Source organism: Streptomyces sp. NPDC055099 (assembly GCF_053607685.1).
In genome coordinates this window covers 14,311-34,375 of sequence record NZ_JBSGUA010000002.1, presented here as the reverse complement: position 1 = coordinate 34,375, position 20,065 = coordinate 14,311, and the positions used below count along the sequence as shown (strand labels likewise).

The 20,065-nt window shown below is 68.2% G+C and carries 22 protein-coding genes and 1 pseudogene; 16 read left to right on the top strand and 7 right to left on the bottom strand.

Features of this window, described 5'->3' with window-relative positions; all coding sequences use genetic code 11:
• The first annotated feature begins 123 nt into the window (after window positions 1-123).
• The 4 genes from ACWFRU_RS04525 (at window position 124) to ACWFRU_RS04510 (ending at window position 4,117) form a co-directional block, all read left to right on the top strand.
• Window positions 124-1,641, top strand: a complete 1,518-nt coding sequence (locus ACWFRU_RS04525; RefSeq protein WP_453684610.1) for an FAD-dependent oxidoreductase — start codon at window positions 124-126, stop codon at window positions 1,639-1,641.
• A 15-nt stretch (window positions 1,642-1,656) separates the two neighbouring features.
• Window positions 1,657-2,784: a hypothetical protein gene (locus ACWFRU_RS04520; protein WP_453684608.1), complete on the top strand. Its 1,128-nt coding sequence runs from the start codon at window positions 1,657-1,659 to the stop codon at window positions 2,782-2,784.
• 4 nt (window positions 2,785-2,788) lie between these two features.
• On the top strand, window positions 2,789-3,418 hold the full coding sequence (locus ACWFRU_RS04515) for a TetR/AcrR family transcriptional regulator (RefSeq protein WP_453684606.1): 630 nt from the start codon (window positions 2,789-2,791) through the stop codon (window positions 3,416-3,418).
• Window positions 3,419-3,619: 201 nt separating this feature from the next.
• Complete coding sequence (locus tag ACWFRU_RS04510) at window positions 3,620-4,117, top strand: hypothetical protein (RefSeq protein ID WP_453684604.1); 498 nt, start codon at window positions 3,620-3,622, stop codon at window positions 4,115-4,117.
• 36 nt (window positions 4,118-4,153) lie between these two features.
• Here ACWFRU_RS04510 and ACWFRU_RS04505 read toward each other — a convergent pair whose 3' ends face one another.
• The gene (locus ACWFRU_RS04505) at window positions 4,154-4,366 is read right to left on the bottom strand and encodes a hypothetical protein (protein ID WP_453684603.1); all 213 of its coding nucleotides are present in this window, start codon (window positions 4,364-4,366) and stop codon (window positions 4,154-4,156) included.
• Between the two features lie 574 nt (window positions 4,367-4,940).
• On the opposite strand from ACWFRU_RS04505, the gene ACWFRU_RS04500 reads away from it, so the two are divergent.
• The 5 genes from ACWFRU_RS04500 to ACWFRU_RS04480 are packed head-to-tail and all read left to right on the top strand — an operon-like array spanning window position 4,941 to window position 9,515.
• The gene (locus tag ACWFRU_RS04500; protein ID WP_453684601.1) at window positions 4,941-5,051 is read left to right on the top strand and encodes a keywimysin-related RiPP; all 111 of its coding nucleotides are present in this window, start codon (window positions 4,941-4,943) and stop codon (window positions 5,049-5,051) included.
• Between the two features lie 25 nt (window positions 5,052-5,076).
• Window positions 5,077-6,936 (top strand): lasso peptide isopeptide bond-forming cyclase, encoded by a 1,860-nt coding sequence (locus tag ACWFRU_RS04495; protein WP_453684599.1) that lies wholly within the window; start codon window positions 5,077-5,079, stop codon window positions 6,934-6,936.
• Window positions 6,937-6,976: 40 nt separating this feature from the next.
• Window positions 6,977-7,231 (top strand): lasso peptide biosynthesis PqqD family chaperone, encoded by a 255-nt coding sequence (locus tag ACWFRU_RS04490; protein ID WP_453684597.1) that lies wholly within the window; start codon window positions 6,977-6,979, stop codon window positions 7,229-7,231.
• Window positions 7,228-7,662, top strand: a complete 435-nt coding sequence (locus ACWFRU_RS04485) for a lasso peptide biosynthesis B2 protein (RefSeq protein WP_453684595.1) — start codon at window positions 7,228-7,230, stop codon at window positions 7,660-7,662. Before ACWFRU_RS04490 ends, ACWFRU_RS04485 begins: the two co-directional genes overlap by 4 nt.
• Before the next feature lie 11 nt (window positions 7,663-7,673).
• The gene (locus ACWFRU_RS04480; protein ID WP_453684593.1) at window positions 7,674-9,515 is read left to right on the top strand and encodes an ABC transporter ATP-binding protein; all 1,842 of its coding nucleotides are present in this window, start codon (window positions 7,674-7,676) and stop codon (window positions 9,513-9,515) included.
• Between the two features lie 126 nt (window positions 9,516-9,641).
• Here the strand turns inward: ACWFRU_RS04480 and ACWFRU_RS04475 are convergent, their stop codons facing one another.
• Both ACWFRU_RS04475 and ACWFRU_RS04470 read right to left on the bottom strand, forming a co-directional pair.
• The gene (locus ACWFRU_RS04475; RefSeq protein ID WP_453684591.1) at window positions 9,642-10,532 is read right to left on the bottom strand and encodes a PaaX family transcriptional regulator C-terminal domain-containing protein; all 891 of its coding nucleotides are present in this window, start codon (window positions 10,530-10,532) and stop codon (window positions 9,642-9,644) included.
• 41 nt (window positions 10,533-10,573) lie between these two features.
• Window positions 10,574-11,221 (bottom strand): GNAT family N-acetyltransferase, encoded by a 648-nt coding sequence (locus ACWFRU_RS04470; RefSeq protein ID WP_453684589.1) that lies wholly within the window; start codon window positions 11,219-11,221, stop codon window positions 10,574-10,576.
• A 109-nt stretch (window positions 11,222-11,330) separates the two neighbouring features.
• Between ACWFRU_RS04470 and ACWFRU_RS04465 the strand changes: the two genes are divergently transcribed.
• Together ACWFRU_RS04465 and ACWFRU_RS04460 are read left to right on the top strand one after the other, a co-directional pair.
• Window positions 11,331-12,440, top strand: coding sequence for an alpha/beta hydrolase family protein (locus ACWFRU_RS04465; RefSeq protein WP_453684587.1), 1,110 nt, complete (start codon window positions 11,331-11,333; stop codon window positions 12,438-12,440).
• On the top strand, window positions 12,437-13,663 hold the full coding sequence (locus ACWFRU_RS04460; RefSeq protein ID WP_453684585.1) for a DUF418 domain-containing protein: 1,227 nt from the start codon (window positions 12,437-12,439) through the stop codon (window positions 13,661-13,663). The genes ACWFRU_RS04465 and ACWFRU_RS04460 overlap by 4 nt, the downstream gene beginning before the upstream one ends.
• Window positions 13,664-13,824: 161 nt before the next feature.
• On the opposite strand, the gene ACWFRU_RS04455 is transcribed toward ACWFRU_RS04460, so the two are convergent.
• The 3 genes from ACWFRU_RS04455 to ACWFRU_RS04445 all read right to left on the bottom strand — a co-directional run bounded on the left by ACWFRU_RS04455 (window position 13,825) and on the right by ACWFRU_RS04445 (window position 16,402).
• A complete protein-coding gene (locus ACWFRU_RS04455) occupies window positions 13,825-14,016 on the bottom strand; it encodes a DUF4236 domain-containing protein (RefSeq protein ID WP_453684583.1) in 192 nt (63 codons plus the stop codon).
• A gap of 205 nt (window positions 14,017-14,221) precedes the next feature.
• Complete coding sequence (locus tag ACWFRU_RS04450) at window positions 14,222-15,121, bottom strand: GNAT family N-acetyltransferase (protein ID WP_453684581.1); 900 nt, start codon at window positions 15,119-15,121, stop codon at window positions 14,222-14,224.
• 333 nt (window positions 15,122-15,454) lie between these two features.
• Window positions 15,455-16,402, bottom strand: coding sequence for an NAD(P)-dependent oxidoreductase (locus ACWFRU_RS04445; RefSeq protein WP_453684579.1), 948 nt, complete (start codon window positions 16,400-16,402; stop codon window positions 15,455-15,457).
• A 32-nt stretch (window positions 16,403-16,434) separates the two neighbouring features.
• On the opposite strand from ACWFRU_RS04445, the gene ACWFRU_RS04440 reads away from it, so the two are divergent.
• From ACWFRU_RS04440 to ACWFRU_RS04420, 5 genes and pseudogenes are all read left to right on the top strand, one after another.
• Window positions 16,435-16,761, top strand: coding sequence for a winged helix-turn-helix transcriptional regulator (locus ACWFRU_RS04440; RefSeq protein ID WP_453684577.1), 327 nt, complete (start codon window positions 16,435-16,437; stop codon window positions 16,759-16,761).
• A 282-nt stretch (window positions 16,762-17,043) separates the two neighbouring features.
• Window positions 17,044-17,643 (top strand): GOLPH3/VPS74 family protein, encoded by a 600-nt coding sequence (locus ACWFRU_RS04435; protein WP_453684576.1) that lies wholly within the window; start codon window positions 17,044-17,046, stop codon window positions 17,641-17,643.
• A gap of 133 nt (window positions 17,644-17,776) precedes the next feature.
• The gene (locus tag ACWFRU_RS04430; protein WP_453684575.1) at window positions 17,777-18,187 is read left to right on the top strand and encodes a VOC family protein; all 411 of its coding nucleotides are present in this window, start codon (window positions 17,777-17,779) and stop codon (window positions 18,185-18,187) included.
• A gap of 221 nt (window positions 18,188-18,408) precedes the next feature.
• The gene (locus tag ACWFRU_RS04425; protein ID WP_453684573.1) at window positions 18,409-19,419 is read left to right on the top strand and encodes a magnesium and cobalt transport protein CorA; all 1,011 of its coding nucleotides are present in this window, start codon (window positions 18,409-18,411) and stop codon (window positions 19,417-19,419) included.
• Between the two features lie 66 nt (window positions 19,420-19,485).
• A pseudogene (locus ACWFRU_RS04420) lies at window positions 19,486-19,587 on the top strand (IS5/IS1182 family transposase); the annotation flags it as partial.
• Between the two features lies 1 nt (window position 19,588).
• Here the strand turns inward: ACWFRU_RS04420 and ACWFRU_RS04415 are convergent.
• A complete protein-coding gene (locus tag ACWFRU_RS04415; RefSeq protein WP_453684571.1) occupies window positions 19,589-19,972 on the bottom strand; it encodes a hypothetical protein in 384 nt (127 codons plus the stop codon).
• Window positions 19,973-20,065: the final 93 nt, after the last annotated feature.

The following is a 20,065-nucleotide window of genomic DNA, read 5'->3' as shown; positions in this document are numbered from 1 at the left end:
GTGTCGTCCGAACTGTCCCATCACCATGTCCCGTGGAAAGTCTGGTGTGTTGGAACGACCCCTGTTACCTTCCCCCTCCCACTAATCATACATTCACGCATTGCGTGTATGAATGGAGTGATCATGCGGGGACACAGGGCCGTGGTGCTCGGCGGAAGCGTGGCGGGGCTGTGCGCCGCGGGAGTACTCGCCAGGCATTTCGACGAGGTGATCGTCCTGGAGCGCGACCGGCTCCCACCCGGCGCGCAGCATCGGCGCGGTGTGCCGCAGAGCAAACACCCGCACTTCTTGCTCAACTCCGGGCGTCGCGCGATCGGTGAAATCTTCCCGGGGTTCGAGGAGCGGCTGATCGCCGCGGGCGGGATGCACCTGATGCCGTCGATGGACGCGGCGTACTGCGAGAGCGACGGCTGGGCCCCGCGCAAGACCGGGTCGATGACGATGGTCTACAGCTCCCGCGTCCTCATCGAGCGAGTCCTGCGCGACCACGTGCGCGCACTGTCAGCCATCGAGATCCGCGAAGGCGTGACGGTGACGGGGCTGCGTTCCAGCGGGGGCGGCACCGCGCGCGGGCGCGTCGACGGCGTGGAGTACCGCAGGGGAGACGAGGCGGTCCACCTCGGTGCCGACCTGGTCGTCGACGCCCTGGGGCGTGGCTCCTCGGTCACCGACTGGCTGCACACGGCGGGGTGGGCCATGCCGCCGGAGAAGACCCTGGATGCCAAGGTCACCTACACCTCGCGGTGGTACGACCTGCCTCCCGCCGTCCGGCGTCCGGCCTCGTGGTGGTGGAAGCACCTGGTCGTCACCCCGGTACCGGAGACACGCGACGCCCGCGACCAACCCGAGGAGCATGCCTTCCTCAGCAACTTCTTCCCGATCGAGGGGGAGCGGGCCATCGTGTGCATGGGGTCGTGGGGCATCCGGATGCCGCGCGAGGCCGACACCTTCGAAGCGGCGGTGGACCGCGTGCGGGCCACGGCCTTCGGGAAGGCGGCGCGTGCCTGCACGGCGACCTCCGAGGTGCACCTCACCCGCTCGACCGGCAACAAGTGGCGCCGCTTCGACCTGCTCGAGCAGCCCCCGCTGGGGCTGGTCTGCGTCGGTGATTCGATCTGCGCGTTCAACCCCTTCTACGCGCAGGGGATGAGTTCGGCGGCCCGATCCGCCCTCATCCTCGCCGAGCTGCTGCGGGAGCGCGACGTCCTCGACGCCGCCTTCTTCCGTGCGTTCCTCGCCCGGCAGAAGAAGTCCCTCGACGTGCCGTGGATGCTCGCGATGGCCCGTGACCAGGCCTATGACTTCGCGACCGGAAGTGAGGTCGTCGTAGCCTGGCGCCGCAAGCTGGCCGCGCGGTTCAGCTGGCCGGTCTTCAACGCCATCACCGCCGCGAGCCGCGAAGACGCCTATGTCGAGCGGACGTTCGCCCAGGTCTTCAACCTCGACACCTCGCTCAGGCAGATGGCCACCGACCCGCGGTTCTGGTTCGGCATCGTGCGCTACAAGGTGCGTCAGCGCCTCGGACGCACGGTCGTACCCGGCGGGTTCGACGATCAACAGGACCCGCCCGGAACCGACTTCAGCAGCCACACCCGGACCGGCACCAAGCCGCCGGCCGCGACCGGCCTCGTCGACCACTGACCCGAGGAGCAAGCAATGGGCCACTCATGCGACGCGGCGGCCGAGCGCCTGGCGGAAAGGCTGGGCCACTCCTGTCACCACGCCGATCCCGTGATGGACGTGCGCAACCCGTTCGGCCTCGAGAACGCCACCATGCCGTTCCTGGAACTGCTCGTCATCGGCGGCGCGGTCTTCGCCCTGATCCACGCGTGGCGGCGGTGGCGCCGCGACGGAGACCCGGTCAACATCTCACTGTGGTTCGCCTCGATCGTCTACCTGGCGGTCATCGAGCCGCCGCTCTACTTCCCGGGCTGGTTCGGCCTGCAGGAGCACGTCGGGCTCATCTTCTCCCACAATGTGTTCACCGTGCAGTTCATGTACGACCGGCTGCCGCTCTACATCGTGGCCTTCTATCCGGCGCTGTCCCAGCTCGCCTACGAGATGATCCGCGCCCTCGGTGTCTTCGCGCGGCGCGGACCCCTGGCCGGGTCCCTGGCGGTGGCGTTCACCTGCCAGGCGTTCTACGAGGTCTTCGATCAGCTCGGGCCCCAGCTGAAATGGTGGGCCTGGAACCCCGACAACGAGATGATCAACGCTCCCGCGCTCGCCTCGGTCCCGATGAACAGCATGTACCTGTTCGCCTCGGTCTCCTTCGGCGCCCTGACCTACCTCGTCACCCTGCTGACCGGCGCGAAGACAGGACGGGGACCGCTGACCGGCGGGCAGATCAGCCTGCGCACCCTGGCGGCCGGCGCCCTGACCCCCGTGGCGATGGCGGTCGCGGGCGTGCCGAGCAACCTCTTTCGCGGCGGGGACCAACTCGGCATCCAGCAGACCATCCTCACCATCGAACTGGTACTGGTCTGGATCGTGGGCCTGGTGCTCCTCGCGGACGCCTGGCGCGCACCCCGGGCAGACCAACTACCGGTGCAATCACCGCAGTTCGCACGCACCTACCCCATGCTGTATCTCGGCGTCCATCTCGTCCTGTGGCTGATCGCCCTGCCTGCCCATCTCGCGGCGGACAACGGCATCACCGAGCAGGGCACGCCTGTCGGCAGCCTCTGGTACACCGGACTGTGCATGATCGCCGCAGTCGGGCTCATCGCGGCCGTACTGCGCGCGACCACAGCTCAACGGACCGGGCAGCCTGTGCGATCCTAGGGCCATGGGGCACCACGGCTGGGGAGGCAGACCTCCCGCATCGGACGCGGAGGCCCGTCAGCGCATCGTCGACGCGACCGCCCGTTGCATCGACCGGCACGGCGCCGCGAAAACCACCCTGTCCGACGTCGCCGCCGAGCTCGGCGTCACCCGCCAGACCGTCTACCGCCACTTCGGCCGCATCAGCGACATCATCGGTGAAGTGGCGGCCCAGGGCGCCGAATCGTTCGTCGACCTGATGATCGCGCACCTGCAGGGCATCACCGACCCGGCCGAGGCCGTGGTCGAAGGCATGGTGTTCTGTGTCCGGACCATCCCCGCCGAGCCCCGCCTGAGCCTGCTGCTGCAACTCGACGACACCAATGCCTTCGGCCGCGGCACCACCACGCAGCAGACCATCACCTACGGCGCCGAGATGCTGCGGCGTTTTCCCGTCGACTGGACCACCGCCGGCATCGAGGACGACGACCTCAAGGGCCTCGCCGAGATCATCATGCGCCTTCTGGCGTCCCTGCTGCAGCACCCCGGCCGGCCGCCGCACGACGAAGAGGGGCTGCGCGCCTTCCTCACCCGCTGGCTGGCCCCGGCCCTGTCCCCGGCCCGGACGGCCGACAAGCGGATCACGCCTGCTTGAGGTTCAGTGTTGTGGCCCGCCTGAGAAGCGGCATCGGCCGAGCGTCAGCGGCAGGGTGTCGGTGCGGACAGCTCGAACGGCAAGAGCTGCAACCCTCCTGACCACGCCGGGAGTTGGAGCCGCACCCCCTGGACGGTTACATCCGTGGGGCGGGCCCACTCCGGGCTACTCACGAAGACGCGTAGGGCCCATGATGGCGGCATGGCTACCGGTGGAGACCTGCTCTGGGACGCGGACGACCAGAGCACGCAGACGGTTCCGCGGCTTCGGCGCATGGGCGTGACGGCTTGCTGTCTCGGTTTCCTCGGCCTGGTCCTGTGGACGGGTTCGGACGCCATATGGGCCCTCTACGCAGGTGCCTTCTACCTGTTCGGGGAGTTCGTGTACTGGGCGTGGGACCGGCGGCGTCTGGTCGAGGCGCGCGTCGTCCCGGGCGCGGCCGGGGGCGCTGCCAAGCTCTGCCTGCGCCGCGTCGGCGGACAGATCACCGAACACGACCCCCACCAGGTAGCCCGGGTTCTGCTCATCCACGACAACGTCCACGACCTGGCAAGACTCCGTCTGAGCTTGCACGGCAGGCAGCTCCTCTTCGGGCGTCCGGGCCGCCCTCCGTCTCTCACGCCGTGGCGCCATCTGTGCCCGCAAGCTGAAGTCGGCGACAGGGCCGCCCTATGGGGTATGCCAGGAGTCCCTGACTAGCGCCGCCTGACGCAGACGCGGTCTCAGATCCTCCGATCAGTTGCTGACGGCCGCCCCGGGCCGGGTGCCCGGCTGCGAGTCTTCGACGTCTACGGCAGCGCGGCGGGACGGCTTTTCATCCTCACCGCGGTGATGTTCGTCTTCGCGCTGCTCACCCAAGGCGGTGCCTGGATGATCGTCAGCGACCGTATGCAGGCGATGGCGGCTGCCGACGGCGGCTTCTTCAGCCGCGCGCTGGGCGCCTTCCATCCTGTGGCTTCCTTACGTGCGCGATCCTCGTCTACGTGTGCTGCTGTTCGTGGAGGTGGCAGGTCTGACGGGCGGCCCGGCGGGCGGGGACGAAGGCGGGCTGAACGGCTCTGCCGAAAGCGGACGGCGGTGGGCCGTACGCGGACCGGGCAGCTGCATCCAGCCATCAAGGAAAGGCGAGCATGGGGAGGGAGCACGGCCTGGAGAGCGGAGTGAGCCCCGGCGGCTCCGTTCAATTCCCGCCGACGTGCCCCTCGAAAATCCCGCTGCGGACTTTGGGATACGCAGATCGAAACGTTTCTCTGTATCGCAGTAGGCGCCCGCTCGCCCATGGCTCCTTTTCACTGGAAGCCGCTACCGGCAGTGCAGCCATCCGACTGCATCTGCCCTTTGCGTATAATCCCAATTTCTTCAGCGGTCTTGCCCCGGCGCCTACTGATGCAGGTAGCTATGGAATGCACCCGCTTCCTCGCTGGGGGCTTCCGATGAGCCCTGGGCAGGGCTGCTGTATACCGGCCTCCGGTTCACAGCCGCCCAGGGAGGCGTCGTGACATCTGCACGTAAGGGAGACGTCATGAAGAAAGCGTATGAAGCGCCGACCCTCGCCAGGCTGGGGACGTTCCGGAAGAAGACCGGGCTCCTGCAGCATTCCGGCAACGACCGGCTCATCCTGAGCAAGAACTGACGACCGACGGTTCTGACGCGACGTCATGAATGAACTGCACGAGAGTGCGGGGACGGGCCCCGGCGACGCGCATTTCACGGTCTTCAGCGACCGTGAGGACGCGGCCGCCGCGGCTCGCTCCTTCTCCCGCCCCGGAATGCGCATGCTGCCGCACGCCTCGGGCCGTCCCTGGCTCGTGGGCCAGTGGCACGACGACGAGATCGTCACCGCACACGCCGGCCGTACCGGTCTGGCTGTCATCGGCTGCTGTCCGGTCGATGCCGGTGAACTCGCCCGTCGTGCCGGGCAGCTGCGTGACCTTGGCGAGCTCGACGGACTGGCGCGCTCCCTGCCCGGCAGCTTCCACCTCGTCGCCGCTCTGGACGGTCGGCTCAGGGTGCAGGGCACCGCGTCCGGGCTCCGGCTGGTCTTCCACGCCCTCGTTGACGGCGTGCGGGTGGCTGCCAGCCGCGCAGACGTACTCGCTGGAATCCTCGGTGCCGCACCGGACGAGGAGCAACTGGCGGTCCGGTTGCTGTGGCCGGTTCCCCATCCGCTCGCAGAGGCACCCATGTGGCGCGCCGTCACCGCCGTGTCTCCCGAGGACGCGCTGATCGTCGCGGCGGACGGCCGGACCGTGCGCCACTCGCGCTGGTGGACACTGCCGGAGCCGTCGCGCACGCTCGCCGATGGCGCACCCCTTGTCCGGGACGCTCTGGCCACGGCGGTCGATGCCCGCACCCGGCAGGGCGGCGTGGTCAGCAGTGATTTGTCCGGCGGCCTGGACTCCACCTCGATCTGCTTCCTGGCGTACCGTTCACCGGCCCAGGTGGTGGCCAGCACCTGGCCGGGGCGCGACCCCGCCGACACCGACCTCTACTGGGCCCAGCAGGCCGCCCGGTCAATGCCCGACATCGACCATGTGGTCTGGGACGCCGAGGCCTCACCACTGGTCTACAACGACCTGCTCGGCATCGACGACCTGCTGGACGAACCGACCATCGGCGTCATGGACCGCTCCCGGGTCCTGCACCACCTGCCCGCCATGGCCGAGTGCGGCAGCCGACTGCACCTGACCGGCATCGGCGGCGACCACGTGGCCTGGTGCTCCGAGGCCTACTACCATCGGCTGCTGCGCACCCGCCCGCTGTTCGCCCTTGCTCAGCTTCGCGGCTTTCGGGCCCTGTGGCAGTGGCCACTGGGAGGCACGGCACGGGCGCTGGCCGACTCGCGGCCGTACGAGAAGTGGCTGGCCGACTCCAGTGGTCGCCTGCGTGACCCGATGCCCGCCACGGTCAGCACCAGCCTCGGCTGGGGTATGCCCCCACGTCTCTTCGACTGGGTCACCTCCGACGCCGAACGGGCAGCGCAGCGGGCGCTGCGCGAGGCAGCGGCGAGCGCTCTGCCGCTGCACCCGGATCGCGGACTGCACGCCGACCTCGACCAGATCCGTTCCTGCACTCGCATCATCCGCCAGTGGGACCGGATGGCCGCCCGGGCAGGCGTGCCGATGGCATCGCCGTTCCTCGACGACCGCGTCATCGAGGCATGCCTGGCGGTGCGCCCGAGTGAGCGTGTCACGCCCTGGCAGTACAAGCCCCTCCTGACCACCGCGATGAACGGGATCGTGCCCGACGCATGCCTGCGGCGCACCAACAAGGCCGCCGCTTCCATGGACGCCTCCGACGGGCTGCGCGAACACCGCGCCGATCTGGGGGCCCTTTGGGACGACTCCCAGTTGGAACAGTTGGGCCTGGTCGACGGGAACGTGTTGCGCCGGCTCGCCCAGCGGCCCGCCACCCCCGAACTGCGCGACGCGATCCTCTACTCGACCATCGCCGCCGAAGTGTGGCTGCGCGGCCTCGCCCCCACCACCACCGAGTCCCCTGCGCGGGCCAGTCACTAGAAGCGCTTTCTGAACTCGACCCGGGAAAGGTACCCACACCATGGCATTGCGGTTCGGCGCCAACGTCTCCGCTGCAGATACCGACTACGGCACGGTTCTTCTGGACGAACGTGCAGGGGAGTACTGGGAGTTGAATCCCACCGCCACCCTGGTGGTCAAGACGCTGATGGCGGGCGGTGACGAAGCGGACGCGGTCGCCGCGGTCGTCGGCGAGTTCGACATCGACGTCGTCCGGGCGAGGGAGGACGTCGACACCCTCGTGCAGGAGCTTCGGACCTCGGGTCTTGCGGAATGACGACACCCAGCGCACTGGAGCGGCCCACCGGAGTTCCCTTCGCGTGGCGCCTGGCCGCCCGACTGGTCCTGTTGCCCGCCCTCGTGCTTTCCCTGTTGCCACCTCGTCACATCCGTACCGTGCTCGGCCTCGCGTGCCGCGGCGCCGGGCCGGCCACCGGCGCACGAGCCAAGAACGCGCGGGATGCCATGTGTTCGGTGAGCCTGCGCTGCGCCGGCCCGAAGGGCTGCCTGCCCCGTTCCCTGGGAGCCGCCCTGCTGTGCCGCCTGACAGGGGACTGGCCGACTTGGTGCACGGGGGTGCGCGTGGTGCCGCCGTTCACGGCGCACGCCTGGATCGAGGCGGAGGGCCGTCCGGTGGGTGAGGGCGTACCCGACGACTACTTCACCCGGCTAATCACGGTCGCTGCCGCGAGTCGATCGGACCGATGATCGGCGCCGTCATGGACAAGCCACAGACTGCCGCTGAGGACGACCGTTCCACGCGGGCCGCGGTCGCCACCATGTACCGGCTGACGGACGGGCACCGGGCGTCCGCCCTCGTCGCCACCGTGCTCACGCTGGTCGGCTCCGTTCTGGGCCTGGCTCAGCCGTTCGTCGCCAAGCAGGCCGTGGACGCGAGCGGACGCGGACAGGTGTTGGGGCCCCTTCTGCTGCTCCTGGCCGCGCTGTTCGTCGCCGAAGCGGCGACGGGCGCGGTGGGTCGCTTCGTTCTGGAGCGCATGGGCGAACGCGTCGTACGAGGGCTGCGTCACAGCCTGGTGGGGAGGCTGCTCCGGCTGGAGATGCGGGAATACGACAAGCATCGCAGCGGCGATCTGATCTCCCGGGTCACCACCGACACCACCCTGCTGCGGGAAGTGGTGTCCCAGGCACTGGTCGACCTGGTGACCGGAAGCCTCGTCGCTGTCGGGGCGATCGTCCTCATGCTGTGGATCGACCCTTTGCTGCTCCTTCTGGTCGCGGCGACCGTGATCATCGCCGCCATGATCGTCGCCTCGCTGCTCAAGGGCATCCGGGCTGCTTCCGAGCGGATACAGACCTCCATCGGCGCGATCGCCGCCGACCTGGAACGCGCGCTCGGTGCCCTGCCGATGGTCCGGGTGCACCGGGCGGAGGACCGCGAAGCCGCCCGCATCGGCGAATGCGTCGAATCGGCGTACACCGCTGGCGTACGGACCGCGAAACTCGCCTCCGTGATGAGCCCGGCCGTCGAACTCGCGGTCCAGGGCTCCTTCTTGATCGTCCTGGTCATCGGCGGCCTGCGGGTGAGCACGGACGCCAACTCCCTCGGCGACCTGGTCGCCTTCCTGCTCTACGCCTCGTACCTGGTCCTGCCACTGTCCTCGGTCTTCCGCGCGGTCGGCCTGATCCAGCGCGGCATGGGTGCCTACCAACGCATCGAACAAGCGCTGTCCCTACCGGCGGAGCCGTCACAAGTCCAGACGCCGCCCCCGGCACGTATCGAGGAACCGGCCTGGCAGATCGTCTCGCACGAGAAGCCGGCCCTCGCCCTGCAGGCGCTCAGTTTCGGCTACGACCCGACCCGGCCTGTGCTGCGCGGCATCTCCTTCACCGTCCCTCCCCGGAGCCAGACAGCTCTGGTCGGCCGCTCGGGTGCGGGCAAAAGCACGATCTTCGCTCTGGTGGCCAGATTCTACGAACCGGACTCCGGCGCCCTGCTTTTCGACGGCCGGCCTGCCATTGAGCTGAGCCGCGAGGAGTGCCGGTCGCGCATCGCGATCGTCGACCAGAACACCCACGTCGTCCACGGCTCACTGCGGGACAACATCACCTACGCCCACCCCGACGCCTCCGAGGCCGACGTCCGGCGCGTGGTCGAACTCGCCCAGCTCACAGGCGTTGTCGAACGTCTGCCCGGCGGCCTGTCCGGGATGCTCGGCGAACGCGGCGGCACCCTCTCCGGAGGCGAGTGCCAGCGAGTCGCCCTGGCCCGCGCCCTTCTCGCCCGGCCCGCCCTCCTGCTCCTTGACGAGCCGACCTCCCATTTGGACGCCGTCAACGAAAATGAGCTCACCACCGTGATGCGCGACGTGGCCCGAGAGTGTGCGGTCCTGGTCATCGCGCACCGCCTGTCCACGGTCCAGCACGCCGACCGGATCATCGTCCTCGACAAGGGAACCGCTGTCGCCTGCGGAGGTCACGAGGAACTGCTCACCACCAGCGCCACCTACCGCGAGCTCGCCGCCGGACAGATGCTCCGGCCGGCCACCACGCCGTCCCACGTGACGACCACACGGGTTCAACCGCACAGCCCTCTGTGAATTTGACCGGGGAAAGCACTCCACCCATCCCCTCCGTTCCGTTTTCCGGTGTGTGTGCGTTGGTGGGGTGGACGCGGCCTCGCCAGTGGCGGGTGATGGCTTGGCGGTGGCTTTTCTTTCATCCGTTCAGCGCCCTGAGTGGGGTGCCGGTTGGATGGCGTCGGCGTAGAGCCTGAAGAGGCGGAGATGGTGGTGTTTGTCCGCGGCTGTGGCTGACTGGTGCTCGAGGAGCCGGGCCCAGCACAGGGCGGCAAGGTGGCGTGCGCGGGCTCCTGCCCAGGGCTGGGGGAGTAGTTGGGGCGGGAGGAGGGGGTCTGGAGCCATGGCGCGGGTGAACTGGGCTGCGAGTTCGACGGCCATGGTCAGCAAGTCGATCTCAGTCGTCTCGGTTGAGGCGTCGAGTTGGCCGAGGCGAGCCTGGGCGAGGGCGGTCAGTACGTCATAGCGGTTGGCGATCTCCTCCAGCGGCCAGAGGTGGGTGGCCAGATCCGTGGCATCACGACGGTTTCCGATGCGCAGGTCGTTGCTGGTGAACGTCGTGAGGGCATCCAGGACGCCGAGGTGTCGTGCCTGCGCCTCGACCCGCTCCTCGATGGGGTTGGCGCTGACGTACAGACCGCCCTGGACGGCGGCAGCGCCGAGTCTGAGGAGGGTGTCGCGCAGCGTGTCACGAGCTGCTCTGGCCGATTCCGGGACGGCGAACGCGAAGAGATGCCAGCGGCCGTCCCACGGTGCCTGTCCGAGATCTTGCGCGTAGGCGTAGCGGACGTACTCCACTTCGGGGACCAGGGACCCGGTGACGTCGGCGGTGGCATGCAGCAGCGCTTTGCGGCCACGGCCCTCGTGGGTGAAGCGGCCTTCGGCCACGAGCCGTTTGATGCACAGGCGTACTTGCTGGTCGCTCATACCAAGAGCGCCCGCGATGGTGTAGAGCTCGCCGGCGTCGACGGTGCCGTCTTCGCGGACCAAAGCGTGGACGAGCAGGCGGGTGGGGATCTCGGGGACGATCTCGGGCATGGACCGAGCATAGGCGCGCGGTGGGGGAGCCGTGCTGTCCCTCATGGCCGGTCACCGGCCTGCGGAGTGATGGAACGGTGCATGGTGGTGACGGCGCCGAAACCCATCAGGCGGCGCAGGTAAGGCGTCTGTTGGGTGCGGACCGCGGCGAAGCCGTGGCGTTCGTAGAGGGAGCGTGCGCGGGGATTGGCGTCGATGACGTCCAGCCGCACCTGCCCACAGTGATGCTCGGCGGCGACCCGGAAGACCTCGGCGAGCAGCAGACTGCCGATGCCGCGTCCCCGGAAGCCCGCAGCGACGGCGATGCCGTCCATGACGAGCTGGTCCGGGCCCGGCCGGCGTTCGAACAGCGTCAGCAGTGCAAGACGGGGCAACCCCTTGAACAGGCCGTACGTGTCCAGGACATCGGCCATGCCGCCGCCGGTCAGCCCGCGGCCGTCGAGCTGGTAGCCGGCCACTGCCACCACTTGATCACCGGCGAGCGCCACCACACCCCGGTCCCGGCGCAGGTGCGCCGCGATGAAGCGCTGTCCGGTGGCCGGCGGGTTGAGCGCCGCGCCCAACTTCCGGCCGAACGCCTCCCAGTACAGCTTGGCCACCACGTCCTCCGCCCCCTCCGGCACACCGCGGCGAACGGTCACCGAAATCGCTTCGGCCTGGCTCGCGTCGTTCTTCTCCGCATGCGTCATGTCCGCTCTCCTCGGGCTCGGCCTGCCAGTACGCCCATACTATCGTCTCTGATACGTTCGTAAAAAGAACGACCGTTGAGATCACGATAGATTCGAGGCGAGGCAGGGTATGCGAGTCAGGCACCGCGAGGGCGACCCCAGAACCGGGCGTCGCAGGAGTCACAGGAAACGAGCAGCGATCTGGTCCCTGGTCGCTCTGCTCCTGGTCGCCACCGGTCTGACAGGGGCGGCGTTCTGGCAGAACGCCTACGACATCCGGGAAGAGCGCGTCACGCTGCGCCACGGCAAACAGAGCCTTGACGGCGTACTGGCTTCGCCAACAGAGGGCAGAGGCCCGTACGGGCTGGTTGTCTTCGTCCACGGGGACGGGCCGATCGACGCCACCCACGACAGCTTCTACCGTCCCCTGTGGGAGTCCTTCGCCCAGGCCGGGTACGCCTCACTGTCCTTGAGCAAGCCGGGGGTGAGCGGCTCGTCGGGCAACTGGCTGGACCAGAGCATGGACGATCGTGCCGACGAAACCGTGGCGGCCGTCGCCTGGGCACGTCAGCGGCCCGACATCGACAGACGACGCATCGGGCTCTGGGGAGCGAGCCAGGCAGGATGGGTGCTGCCGAAGGTCGCGGCCCGTGTTCCCGACCTGCGGTTCGTCGTCGCCGTATCCCCGGCCGTCAACTGGCAGCAGCAGGGCCGCTACAACCTCCTGGCCCAGCTGCGCGAGGACGGCGCCTCCGCCGAACAGTCGGCAGCGGCGTTGCGACGAAGGGAAACCACCTTGCGACTGCTGCGCCGCGACGCGTCGTTCTCCGAATACCGCGACACCGTCGACGATCCACAAGGGATGACGGCCGACCGATGGCGGTTCATCAAGAAGAACTACACCGCCGACGCCACCGCAGACCTGCGGGCCATCCAAGGAACGCCAGTCCTGCTCGTCCTGGCCGGCCATGACATCAACGTCGATGCGACCGACACCGAAACCACCTACCGCAAGCTGATCCCAGCTTCGCTCTTGCAGGTAGCACGGTATCCGGACGCCACCCACTCCCTGGTGAAGCACGACATCGAACAGTCGCAGTTCAAGCTCACGCTGACGGCGGTCTTCGCGCCCCGGGCCCTGTTCGCGAGAGGGTTCCTCGCCGACCAGCGCCAGTTCCTCGAGCAGACCGACGCCAACGCCGAAGCCGACGCCGACGTGAGTAAAGGCGGGCGGACATGACCGACACGACGCCGCGACTGACGCCCTCAAGCCCACAAGAACAGCGGATCACGGACGTCGACGCGCTGCGAGGATTCGCACTCCTCGGCATCCTGATGGTCAACATCACCTACTTCGCCTCCGCCCACCACGGCACCGGACTGGAAGACCCGAACTTCGATTCCCCGGCCGACCACACGATCCGCTTCCTGGTGGCGACCTTCTTCGAGGCCAAGTTCTTCCTGCTGTTCTCCTTCCTGTTCGGCTACAGCTTCACCCTCCAGGCGAAGTCCGCCGCCGCACGCGGTGGCGCCCGCTTCTCCCGCCGGTTCTTACGCCGCCTGGCAGCGTTGTTCACCATCGGGGCCTTCCACGCCGTGGTCCTCTTCCCCGGGGACATTCTCACGACCTATGCCCTGCTGGGCTTGATACTCTTCGCCGCCCGAAACACCCGGCCCCGCAACGCGGTCAAGAGCGCGGTCGTCCTGTTCGCGGTCACCGCCACCGGCTACTTCCTGCTCGGCGTCGTTCAGTACGCGGCCGGCGGTGGCGGCATGGACGCGGCCTCCGCAGCGGTCGATGCCCGGCAGGCCACGGACGCCCTGCGCGGCGACCCGGGATCGGTGATCGGCGCGCACCTCGCACAGCTCCCGGACGTCGCGTTCCTGCTCATCTTCTTCCAGGCTCCGGCCGCGCTGGCCGCCTTCCTGCTCGGCTTCGCCGCGGGCCGCCACGAGGTGCTGGCCGATGCCGCCAGGTCCCGGCCGGTACTGCGACGGCTCCAACAGATCGGCTACTCCGCCGGGTTGGCCGGTGCAGTGGTCTACGCCCACGCGAGCCTGGAACACCCCGGAACTCCCTACCAGTTGGCCGCCCTCGGCGTGGACGTGGTGACCGCACCGCTGCTGGCCGCCGCGTACGCGGCCACCGTCCTGCGGCTGACAGCCACCGGCCGAGGCCGCCGGTTCACGGGCCTCTTGGCTCCAGCAGGACGGATGGCCCTCACCAACTACCTCACCCAATCCCTGCTGTGTGTACTGCTGTTCACCGGCTTCGGCGCCGCTCTGGTGGGAAGCGTGTCCCCGCCCCTCGTGACCGTCATCGCACTGACCCTGTTCATGTGCCAGTTGGTGGTCAGCCGATGGTGGCTGCGCCGCCACCGTCACGGTCCGGTCGAATGGCTGCTGCGCGCAGCGACCAACGCGGCGTGGCCGCACCGGCGGCGCGCAGAGAGCTTGGAGTGAGCGGCGGGGCAACGGCAGAGGGGTGCGGCGTTCCGTGTGAGCACGATCAAGATCGGGCGAGTAAGCGCAAGCCGAAGCCCCGGGGCCCTCGCCCCGGGGCTTCGGACGCTGACATTGAAGCCTCGGAGCCGACGGTAAGGCTGATGTCTCCTGCTGGCCTCTTACCGTCGCTTTGTAGTGCGACGCCAGCCGAACGGGCCCGGCAGGTCCATCGACGTGGTGCGGCGGCCGGTGCTGCTGTGGGTGTGGCGGGGGCCGTTACGGCCGCCGGTGGTGAGGGACCATGAGCGCTTGTTGATGTTCAGCCGTACGCCGGGAAGTATCCGGAAGCTCTTGCGGAACGTAAGGGGCATGCGTCCTCCTGGGGTCCAACTCCAGGTACCCGGAGAGGGCCGCCCCTCACCTATGTGGCGGCCCTCTTGTCCATGCCCCAGGGGTCGGTCAGGGTGAACCCGCACGTGACTGTGGGTCGGCGTGCCCTCAGGGCAGGCACTGACAAGGGGTCCGGTCCTGTCCTCGGACCGGACCCCTCATCGCGTGCTTCTCCTCGCTAGGCCGCTACGCCGCTTGGCCCGCCGGGTGGAAGTTGATGCGTTCCTTGACGACGGGGTAGCCGGCCTTGGCGAAGTTCGCGGCCATGGGGAAGTTTCCCTGGTCCGTCGCTCCGGTGACGAACTCCGCGCCCTGCTCGACGAGGAAGTGGGTGCACTCCGCCAGGAGGTCGTAGGCATAGCCCCGACCACGCTGTTCCGGGACGACCCCGATGAAGCCGATGGTCGGGCCGGAGGAGTTGTGCGCCGGGATGTGGATGCCGGCCAGGTCGCCCTCCGGCGTGTACGCGATCTGCCACCACTCCCGCGGCGAGGGGCACCAGTGGAAGAAGTCGAGTTCCTCCTGGGCGGCCTTGTCGAGGCCGCCTTCCTCGATGGCCCTGAGCGCGTGGGCGTCCAGGGTGACGGAGTGGATGCGGCGCAACGCGTCGAAGAACACGGTGTCGTCGGGTTCGGCGCTGAAGCGCAGGCGTCCGGGCCGCTCGGGCAGGCCTCGCGCAGGGGTCCAGCGGTACAGGAAGCGTTCCACCAAAAGTTCGTACCCGGCGGCTCGTGCGGCGGCGAAACGCGACTCGGCGCCGGCACGCAGGTCAGGCTTGTCCCGCCAGCCACCTGGCAGGTTGATCTCGAGTTCGACCTGCCAGGGAGCGGAACGCAGGAGCTCGGCCCCCGCCTCCTCCTCGCCCTCGGCCACGTCGAACCAGTTGATGTTCAGGGGCTCCGAGTCGTTGGGGCCGCCCCACCACGCGCCGCGCGCGACGACCTCTCCGTCGCGCAGGGCGACGCGCTTCCAATCGGGGCGGAACTGGGTACGCCGATGGCCTTCACGGGCGCCCAGGGGGTCGGGGAGTGCGTCAAAGAGATGGGCGTCGCTCGCGGAGAGCGCGCGGATGACCGCATCGGTCATGGATTCCTCCGGGATCAAGGCTGCTGGGAGCGCTCCCGGTCAGAACTCACGAAGCACGCCGGGACAGCGGAAAGAGGGAGCGCTGGAAAGGTGTGAATCGCACGGCACTCGCCTCCTTCCATCCATCTCAGGGCGTGGAGCCACACACTAAATGGTGCGCTGAGGGTCCGTCCACGGATTTTCTTACGTCCTGACCCACGATTGATGTGATCCAGCGTTCCGGTGGCGGTTAGTCGGAGCGACAAGGGCGGACTTGCTGACCCAAGTCCAGTCCGCTCCGACGACGGTCAGACGTACGCGAAGACGACCAAGCGTCGAGCGCCGCCACGGTCATCAGGGCTTTCCCTTCAGCACCTCTGTCAGGGACGCGATGCTCTCCTCACCCCGGCCGGACTCCATGGCTTGATTCAGCAAGTCGTGGAAAGGCTTGTGCCACGTCACGTCCAGGTTCGCCTCCCTGCCCAGCTCCGCATCATGGGCCACGCCCGCCGCGAAGACGTTCACCGTTGACAGAGGCTTGCTGTAGTCGCCCGTGTCGATCTCCTGGGCCATGACGGGAAGCACCGAGCTGATCATCTCGAACCACTTCACCGCGAAGCGGACCATCGACGCCGCCTCCAGGCCGCGTGACTGCAGCGCCGCCGCTCCCTGGAAGAAGCCGACGAGAGCCGGCAGCAGCGTGCCGCCCACCGCCATCTCGTACAGTGCGGCCAGATCCGGGTCTGCGCCCAGGTACACCGTGTCGCCGCCCAGGACGCGGAGGGTCTGCTCGTACTCCGTGAAGACCGATTCCTCGCCGCCGTAGTACAGCAGAGTGTCCGCCGCGCCCACCGCGGGCGGGACGTTCTTGATCGCCCCGCCGAGGTAGCGGGCCCCGTGCCTCTCCGCCCATGCGGACATGCGGCGAGCGCCTGCCGGGGAGCCGCTGTTCAAGGTGACCAGGGCACGACCCTTGAGCGCGTCCGCGGCCGGAGCCAACGCCTCCTCCGTGGCCTCATGTGTCGTCAGCACCGTGACGACCAGCGGGCTCGCCGCTATCGCCGCCGTCAACGAGTCCGCCCGTCTCGCGCCCTTCTCGACCAGGGGTGCCGCACGAGAGACGGTCCTGTTCCACACCGTTGTCGGGTGCCCGGCTTCGATGAAGGCCGTCGCGAGGGCGCTGCCCATGGCGCCGAGGCCGATGACCGTTACGGGAGTCTGTGCAGGCATCTTGCCCACCTCCTTGGGGAGTTGGTGATGACCATGCTCGGCTTGCACGATACGTTCTACAAGTACCGACATTTTTGTTAGTGCTCGCAGCCAGGGGAGCAGGCGTGGCGAAGTACACCTGTGGGTTCGATGCCGCCATTGCCGTCATGGGCGGGAAGTGGAAGGGACTGATTCTCTTCTGGCTCGGAGAGGAGGAGTCGCTGCGCTTCGGGCAGTTGCGGCGGGCCGTGGTGGGGATCAGCGAGCGCATGCTCACCCTGCAGTTGCGCGAACTGGAGGCGGCCGGTCTGGTGCACCGCGAGGTGTACGAGCAGGTGCCGCCCAAGGTCGAGTACTCGCTGACCGACTTCGGCCGATCCCTTGTCACCGCTCTCACGCCCCTCGGGGAATGGGGCGAGGAGCACCAAGAGCGGATCGAAGCGCTGCCATGAACCGGCGATGCCGGCTCGCCCCTGCGAGTCCCTGCGCTGATCTTGTTCTCGTCGACCGTTGGCAGCCGCTCGACGGACGGGTGGACGAAGCGGACCGGGGCGCAGGACAGCGAAGATCCTCGTGTGGACGTCGTCGGCAGAAACTTCCGCCGTCTTGCGAAAGGCTTCGGCCGCGGACTGGGCGATACTGATCGTGACAGTCGCCCCGCTACCGGGCCGGCCTTGGACGCGGGCCCGTTGGTGGAGTGGCGCCTTTGCCGATGTCTTCGAGGGGAGCCGTTGATGACCACGGCGAAAGACCTGTTCATCATCGTCATGGATCTGAAGCATTCCGTGGGGCAGGGCGACCTGTCCCTCGCACTCGCGGGAGCCGAGCTGATCGATCTCGTCGGTGCGGGGGCGGTCGCCGTGGACGGCGAGTGCATCGTGCCGGGTGGGCAGCCGGCGTCGGACGATCGGTTCATGAACGAGGCTGCGGCAGGGCTCACTCGGCAGGCGCCCTACGAGCGGATCGAGGACTGGCTCTGGCGTCGGGGTCGCGACCTTGCGGCCGCGTATCAGGCCGACTTGGAGGAGAGCGGTGAGCTGAAGCCGCAGCACAGAGGCCGGCTGCCCTTCGGCTCGAAACGCGTGGAGCCGGTCGATACGCCCGCGCGCCGCCGTGCGGGCGAGCGCTGGAAGGAGAGGGAGCCCGTCCTGGCCGCCCTCGCCTCGGTCGTGGGCCTGGACGCCGTACCAGCCGACGATGAGGCGGGTCTCGATGACGAGGCGGTGACAACCGTGCTGGCCGCCGTTCACGACGCGGTGATGGAGCTGGAGGCCGTACGTCAGAGGCGGACCATCGAGAACGCGGCCTACGCCAATCTCTGGCGCGGACCGTGAACCGGACCCGCCTTCGGGGCGGTCGCATCGGACGGCGACGCAACGTCAATTCGGATACCGGATAGCGCGAGACCCACGGCCCCGAAAAGCGCGCGGCCACCGGGCGATTTCGAACCTGTGCCAAGATCGTGGAATGTTGCGACTCACCGATTTCATCATCGACTGCCCGGACCCGATGAAGCTGGCGGCCTTCTACTCCGAGGTGACGGGCCGCGCCATCAAGGAGGACAGCGACGAGAACTGGGCCGGCATCAAGTTCGGGGAGATCGAGCTCGCCTTCCAGCGGGTGGACGACTACCGTCCCCCGCGGTGGGACGAGCGCGCGCACCCCAAGCAGTTCCACCTGGACTTCGAAGTGGATGACATCGAGTCCGAGGAGCGCCGCATCCTCGGACTCGGCGCGACCCTGGTGCAGGACTTCATCGGTCCCGAAGGCTACGGCTGGCGGGTCTACACCGATCCGGTGGGTCATCCCTTCTGCCTGTGCCACAACAAGGGCGTCACCTGGACCGACGAAGGCCCGATCTGGCCCGAGCGCGCCTGACTGCTTCTGGCCAACGCGGTTGATCGTGTGCCTGTTGGCGCGGCGGCTCGGCCCGGGCAGTACCTGCTGGAGGCGGTTGGCCGCCTGGAGCGAGGCGGGCGTAGGGGACCAGCTGCACGTTGGCCTGCTGGAGAAGCCGCGCTCGGACGACGCGACCGCACAGTCGCCACCTGCCCTGCTGGGCTCCCCGGAGTTCTGAGGCTCTCGGGCAGATGGGAAGCATGAATCGGCGCGTGGTGCGCAGGTGGCTAGGCATGGAATGTGTGATCTATGGAAGCGACGGCGCCCGGCGGACACCGCAAACGGTGAAAAACGGAACAAGCGCGTTGAAGCGGCTACGGGATGCGCCCAAGGAAGCGTTCGCGTGGATACGCCTGGCTGATCCTTCCGCCCAAGAGGTGGAGGCGCTGGCCGAGGAGCTGGGCCTGCACCCCTTGGCGGTCGAAGACGCCGTCCAGGCGCACCAGCGGCCCAAGCGTGAGCGCTATGGGGAGGTGCTGTCCGTCGCGCTGAAGACGTTGCGGTACGTCAAGGAGACCTCGCAGGTCGAATCCGGCGAAGCCATGATCTTCCTCGGCCCGAACTTTGTCCTCACGGTCTGCCACGGGACGGCGGACCCCACGGCGGAGGCCGCTCGCCGACTCGATCGTGCCCCTGCCATGCTGGCACTGGGGCCGGTGGCGGTGCTGCACGCCGTCCTGGACGTGACGGTGGACACCTACACCGCCATCGCTGAGGAAGTGCGCCGTGATCTGAGCGACTTGGAGCGCCGGGTGTTCTCCCCGGAACGCGAGGACGTGATCGAAGAGGTGTACTCCCTCAAGCGCGAGGTGCTGGAATTCCGGGACGCCGTGCAGCCTCTGGTGCCGGTTGTGCAGGACTTCGTGAGCCCGCTCTCCGGCTGGTCTCAGGAGGCGTTGCCGTACTTCAGGGACGTCGCTGATCACGTACACCGCACGGATACCGAAGTCCGGTCCCTGGACGACCTGTTGAACTCCGTCCTCGACGCCCATCTGGCCCAGGTGGGTGCCCGGCAGAACGACGACATGCGGACCATCTCCGCTTGGGCGGCCATCTTCGCCCTGCCCACCCTCGTCGCCGGCGTCTACGGCATGAACTTCGAGCACATGCCCGAACTGCAATGGGTCTATGGTTACCCCCTTGCCCTCGCCGTGATGGCCGGCGCGTGCACTCTGCTCCACCGGACCTTCCGCCGCAACGGATGGCTGTGACGGCGAGCCCGGACTGCCCACAAACGGCTGATCAGCTGCGCTTTGGACGGCACCTTTTCGACGTCGAGGTGGCGTGGCCTGGCCATGCGGACGGACAAACCTGCCAACGCCCACCAGGCCGCCCTCCACCTCGCCGCGATCCGCATCTGGGCCCGGCGACAAACCGCGGTCAGCGGTCGACCACCCACCGCGCGTCCGCGGGCCAAGAGCCCGTGGCAACGATCTGCTTCACGAGCCGGAAGGCCTCACCGATGGGGACGGTGTCCTCATCCGGGTACGCGTCGTCCTGCCCGTTCGAGAGGACGAACCCGCCGCTCGATCCCTGAGCCCCGGGGTCCACGGCGTGCTCGCCGGGATCGCCCTGGTCTTCGAGCAGTATCACCATCGCGCGCTCGGTGTTCGTCACAAAGGCCAGTGACCGTCCCGACGAACTGGTCAGCCACGTCTCAAGCTGCCCGCTGTCGATCCTCGACCGGAGGGACTCCAACACCGTCTCGGATGCCACTGGGGCAGGGCTGCCGTCATTGATCACCCAGGACTCGATCACGAACACGAACACGACGATCTCACGAACGGGTCCATGAGACAGGCCCTGGTGGCCCTGGGGGCTCTGCTTGCCGAGTTATTGCGGAACCTCGAGCATTGC

What these genes read in the sequence shown, in the direction of transcription:
- ACWFRU_RS04525 (WP_453684610.1), top strand. Translation starts at nt 124, where the DNA reads ATGCGGGGACACAGGGCCGTGGTGCTCGGCGGAAGCGTGGCGGGGCTG.
- ACWFRU_RS04520 (WP_453684608.1), top strand. Translation starts at nt 1,657, where the DNA reads ATGGGCCACTCATGCGACGCGGCGGCCGAGCGCCTGGCGGAAAGGCTG.
- ACWFRU_RS04515 (WP_453684606.1), top strand. Translation starts at nt 2,789, where the DNA reads ATGGGGCACCACGGCTGGGGAGGCAGACCTCCCGCATCGGACGCGGAG.
- ACWFRU_RS04510 (WP_453684604.1), top strand. Translation starts at nt 3,620, where the DNA reads ATGGCTACCGGTGGAGACCTGCTCTGGGACGCGGACGACCAGAGCACG.
- ACWFRU_RS04505 (WP_453684603.1), bottom strand. Translation starts at nt 4,366, where the DNA reads ATGGAAGGCGCCCAGCGCGCGGCTGAAGAAGCCGCCGTCGGCAGCCGC.
- ACWFRU_RS04500 (WP_453684601.1), top strand. Translation starts at nt 4,941, where the DNA reads ATGAAGAAAGCGTATGAAGCGCCGACCCTCGCCAGGCTGGGGACGTTC.
- ACWFRU_RS04495 (WP_453684599.1), top strand. Translation starts at nt 5,077, where the DNA reads ATGAATGAACTGCACGAGAGTGCGGGGACGGGCCCCGGCGACGCGCAT.
- ACWFRU_RS04490 (WP_453684597.1), top strand. Translation starts at nt 6,977, where the DNA reads ATGGCATTGCGGTTCGGCGCCAACGTCTCCGCTGCAGATACCGACTAC.
- ACWFRU_RS04485 (WP_453684595.1), top strand. Translation starts at nt 7,228, where the DNA reads ATGACGACACCCAGCGCACTGGAGCGGCCCACCGGAGTTCCCTTCGCG.
- ACWFRU_RS04480 (WP_453684593.1), top strand. Translation starts at nt 7,674, where the DNA reads ATGGACAAGCCACAGACTGCCGCTGAGGACGACCGTTCCACGCGGGCC.
- ACWFRU_RS04475 (WP_453684591.1), bottom strand. Translation starts at nt 10,532, where the DNA reads ATGCCCGAGATCGTCCCCGAGATCCCCACCCGCCTGCTCGTCCACGCT.
- ACWFRU_RS04470 (WP_453684589.1), bottom strand. Translation starts at nt 11,221, where the DNA reads ATGACGCATGCGGAGAAGAACGACGCGAGCCAGGCCGAAGCGATTTCG.
- ACWFRU_RS04465 (WP_453684587.1), top strand. Translation starts at nt 11,331, where the DNA reads ATGCGAGTCAGGCACCGCGAGGGCGACCCCAGAACCGGGCGTCGCAGG.
- ACWFRU_RS04460 (WP_453684585.1), top strand. Translation starts at nt 12,437, where the DNA reads ATGACCGACACGACGCCGCGACTGACGCCCTCAAGCCCACAAGAACAG.
- ACWFRU_RS04455 (WP_453684583.1), bottom strand. Translation starts at nt 14,016, where the DNA reads ATGCCCCTTACGTTCCGCAAGAGCTTCCGGATACTTCCCGGCGTACGG.
- ACWFRU_RS04450 (WP_453684581.1), bottom strand. Translation starts at nt 15,121, where the DNA reads ATGACCGATGCGGTCATCCGCGCGCTCTCCGCGAGCGACGCCCATCTC.
- ACWFRU_RS04445 (WP_453684579.1), bottom strand. Translation starts at nt 16,402, where the DNA reads ATGTCGGTACTTGTAGAACGTATCGTGCAAGCCGAGCATGGTCATCAC.
- ACWFRU_RS04435 (WP_453684576.1), top strand. Translation starts at nt 17,044, where the DNA reads ATGACCACGGCGAAAGACCTGTTCATCATCGTCATGGATCTGAAGCAT.
- ACWFRU_RS04430 (WP_453684575.1), top strand. Translation starts at nt 17,777, where the DNA reads ATGTTGCGACTCACCGATTTCATCATCGACTGCCCGGACCCGATGAAG.
- ACWFRU_RS04425 (WP_453684573.1), top strand. Translation starts at nt 18,409, where the DNA reads ATGAATCGGCGCGTGGTGCGCAGGTGGCTAGGCATGGAATGTGTGATC.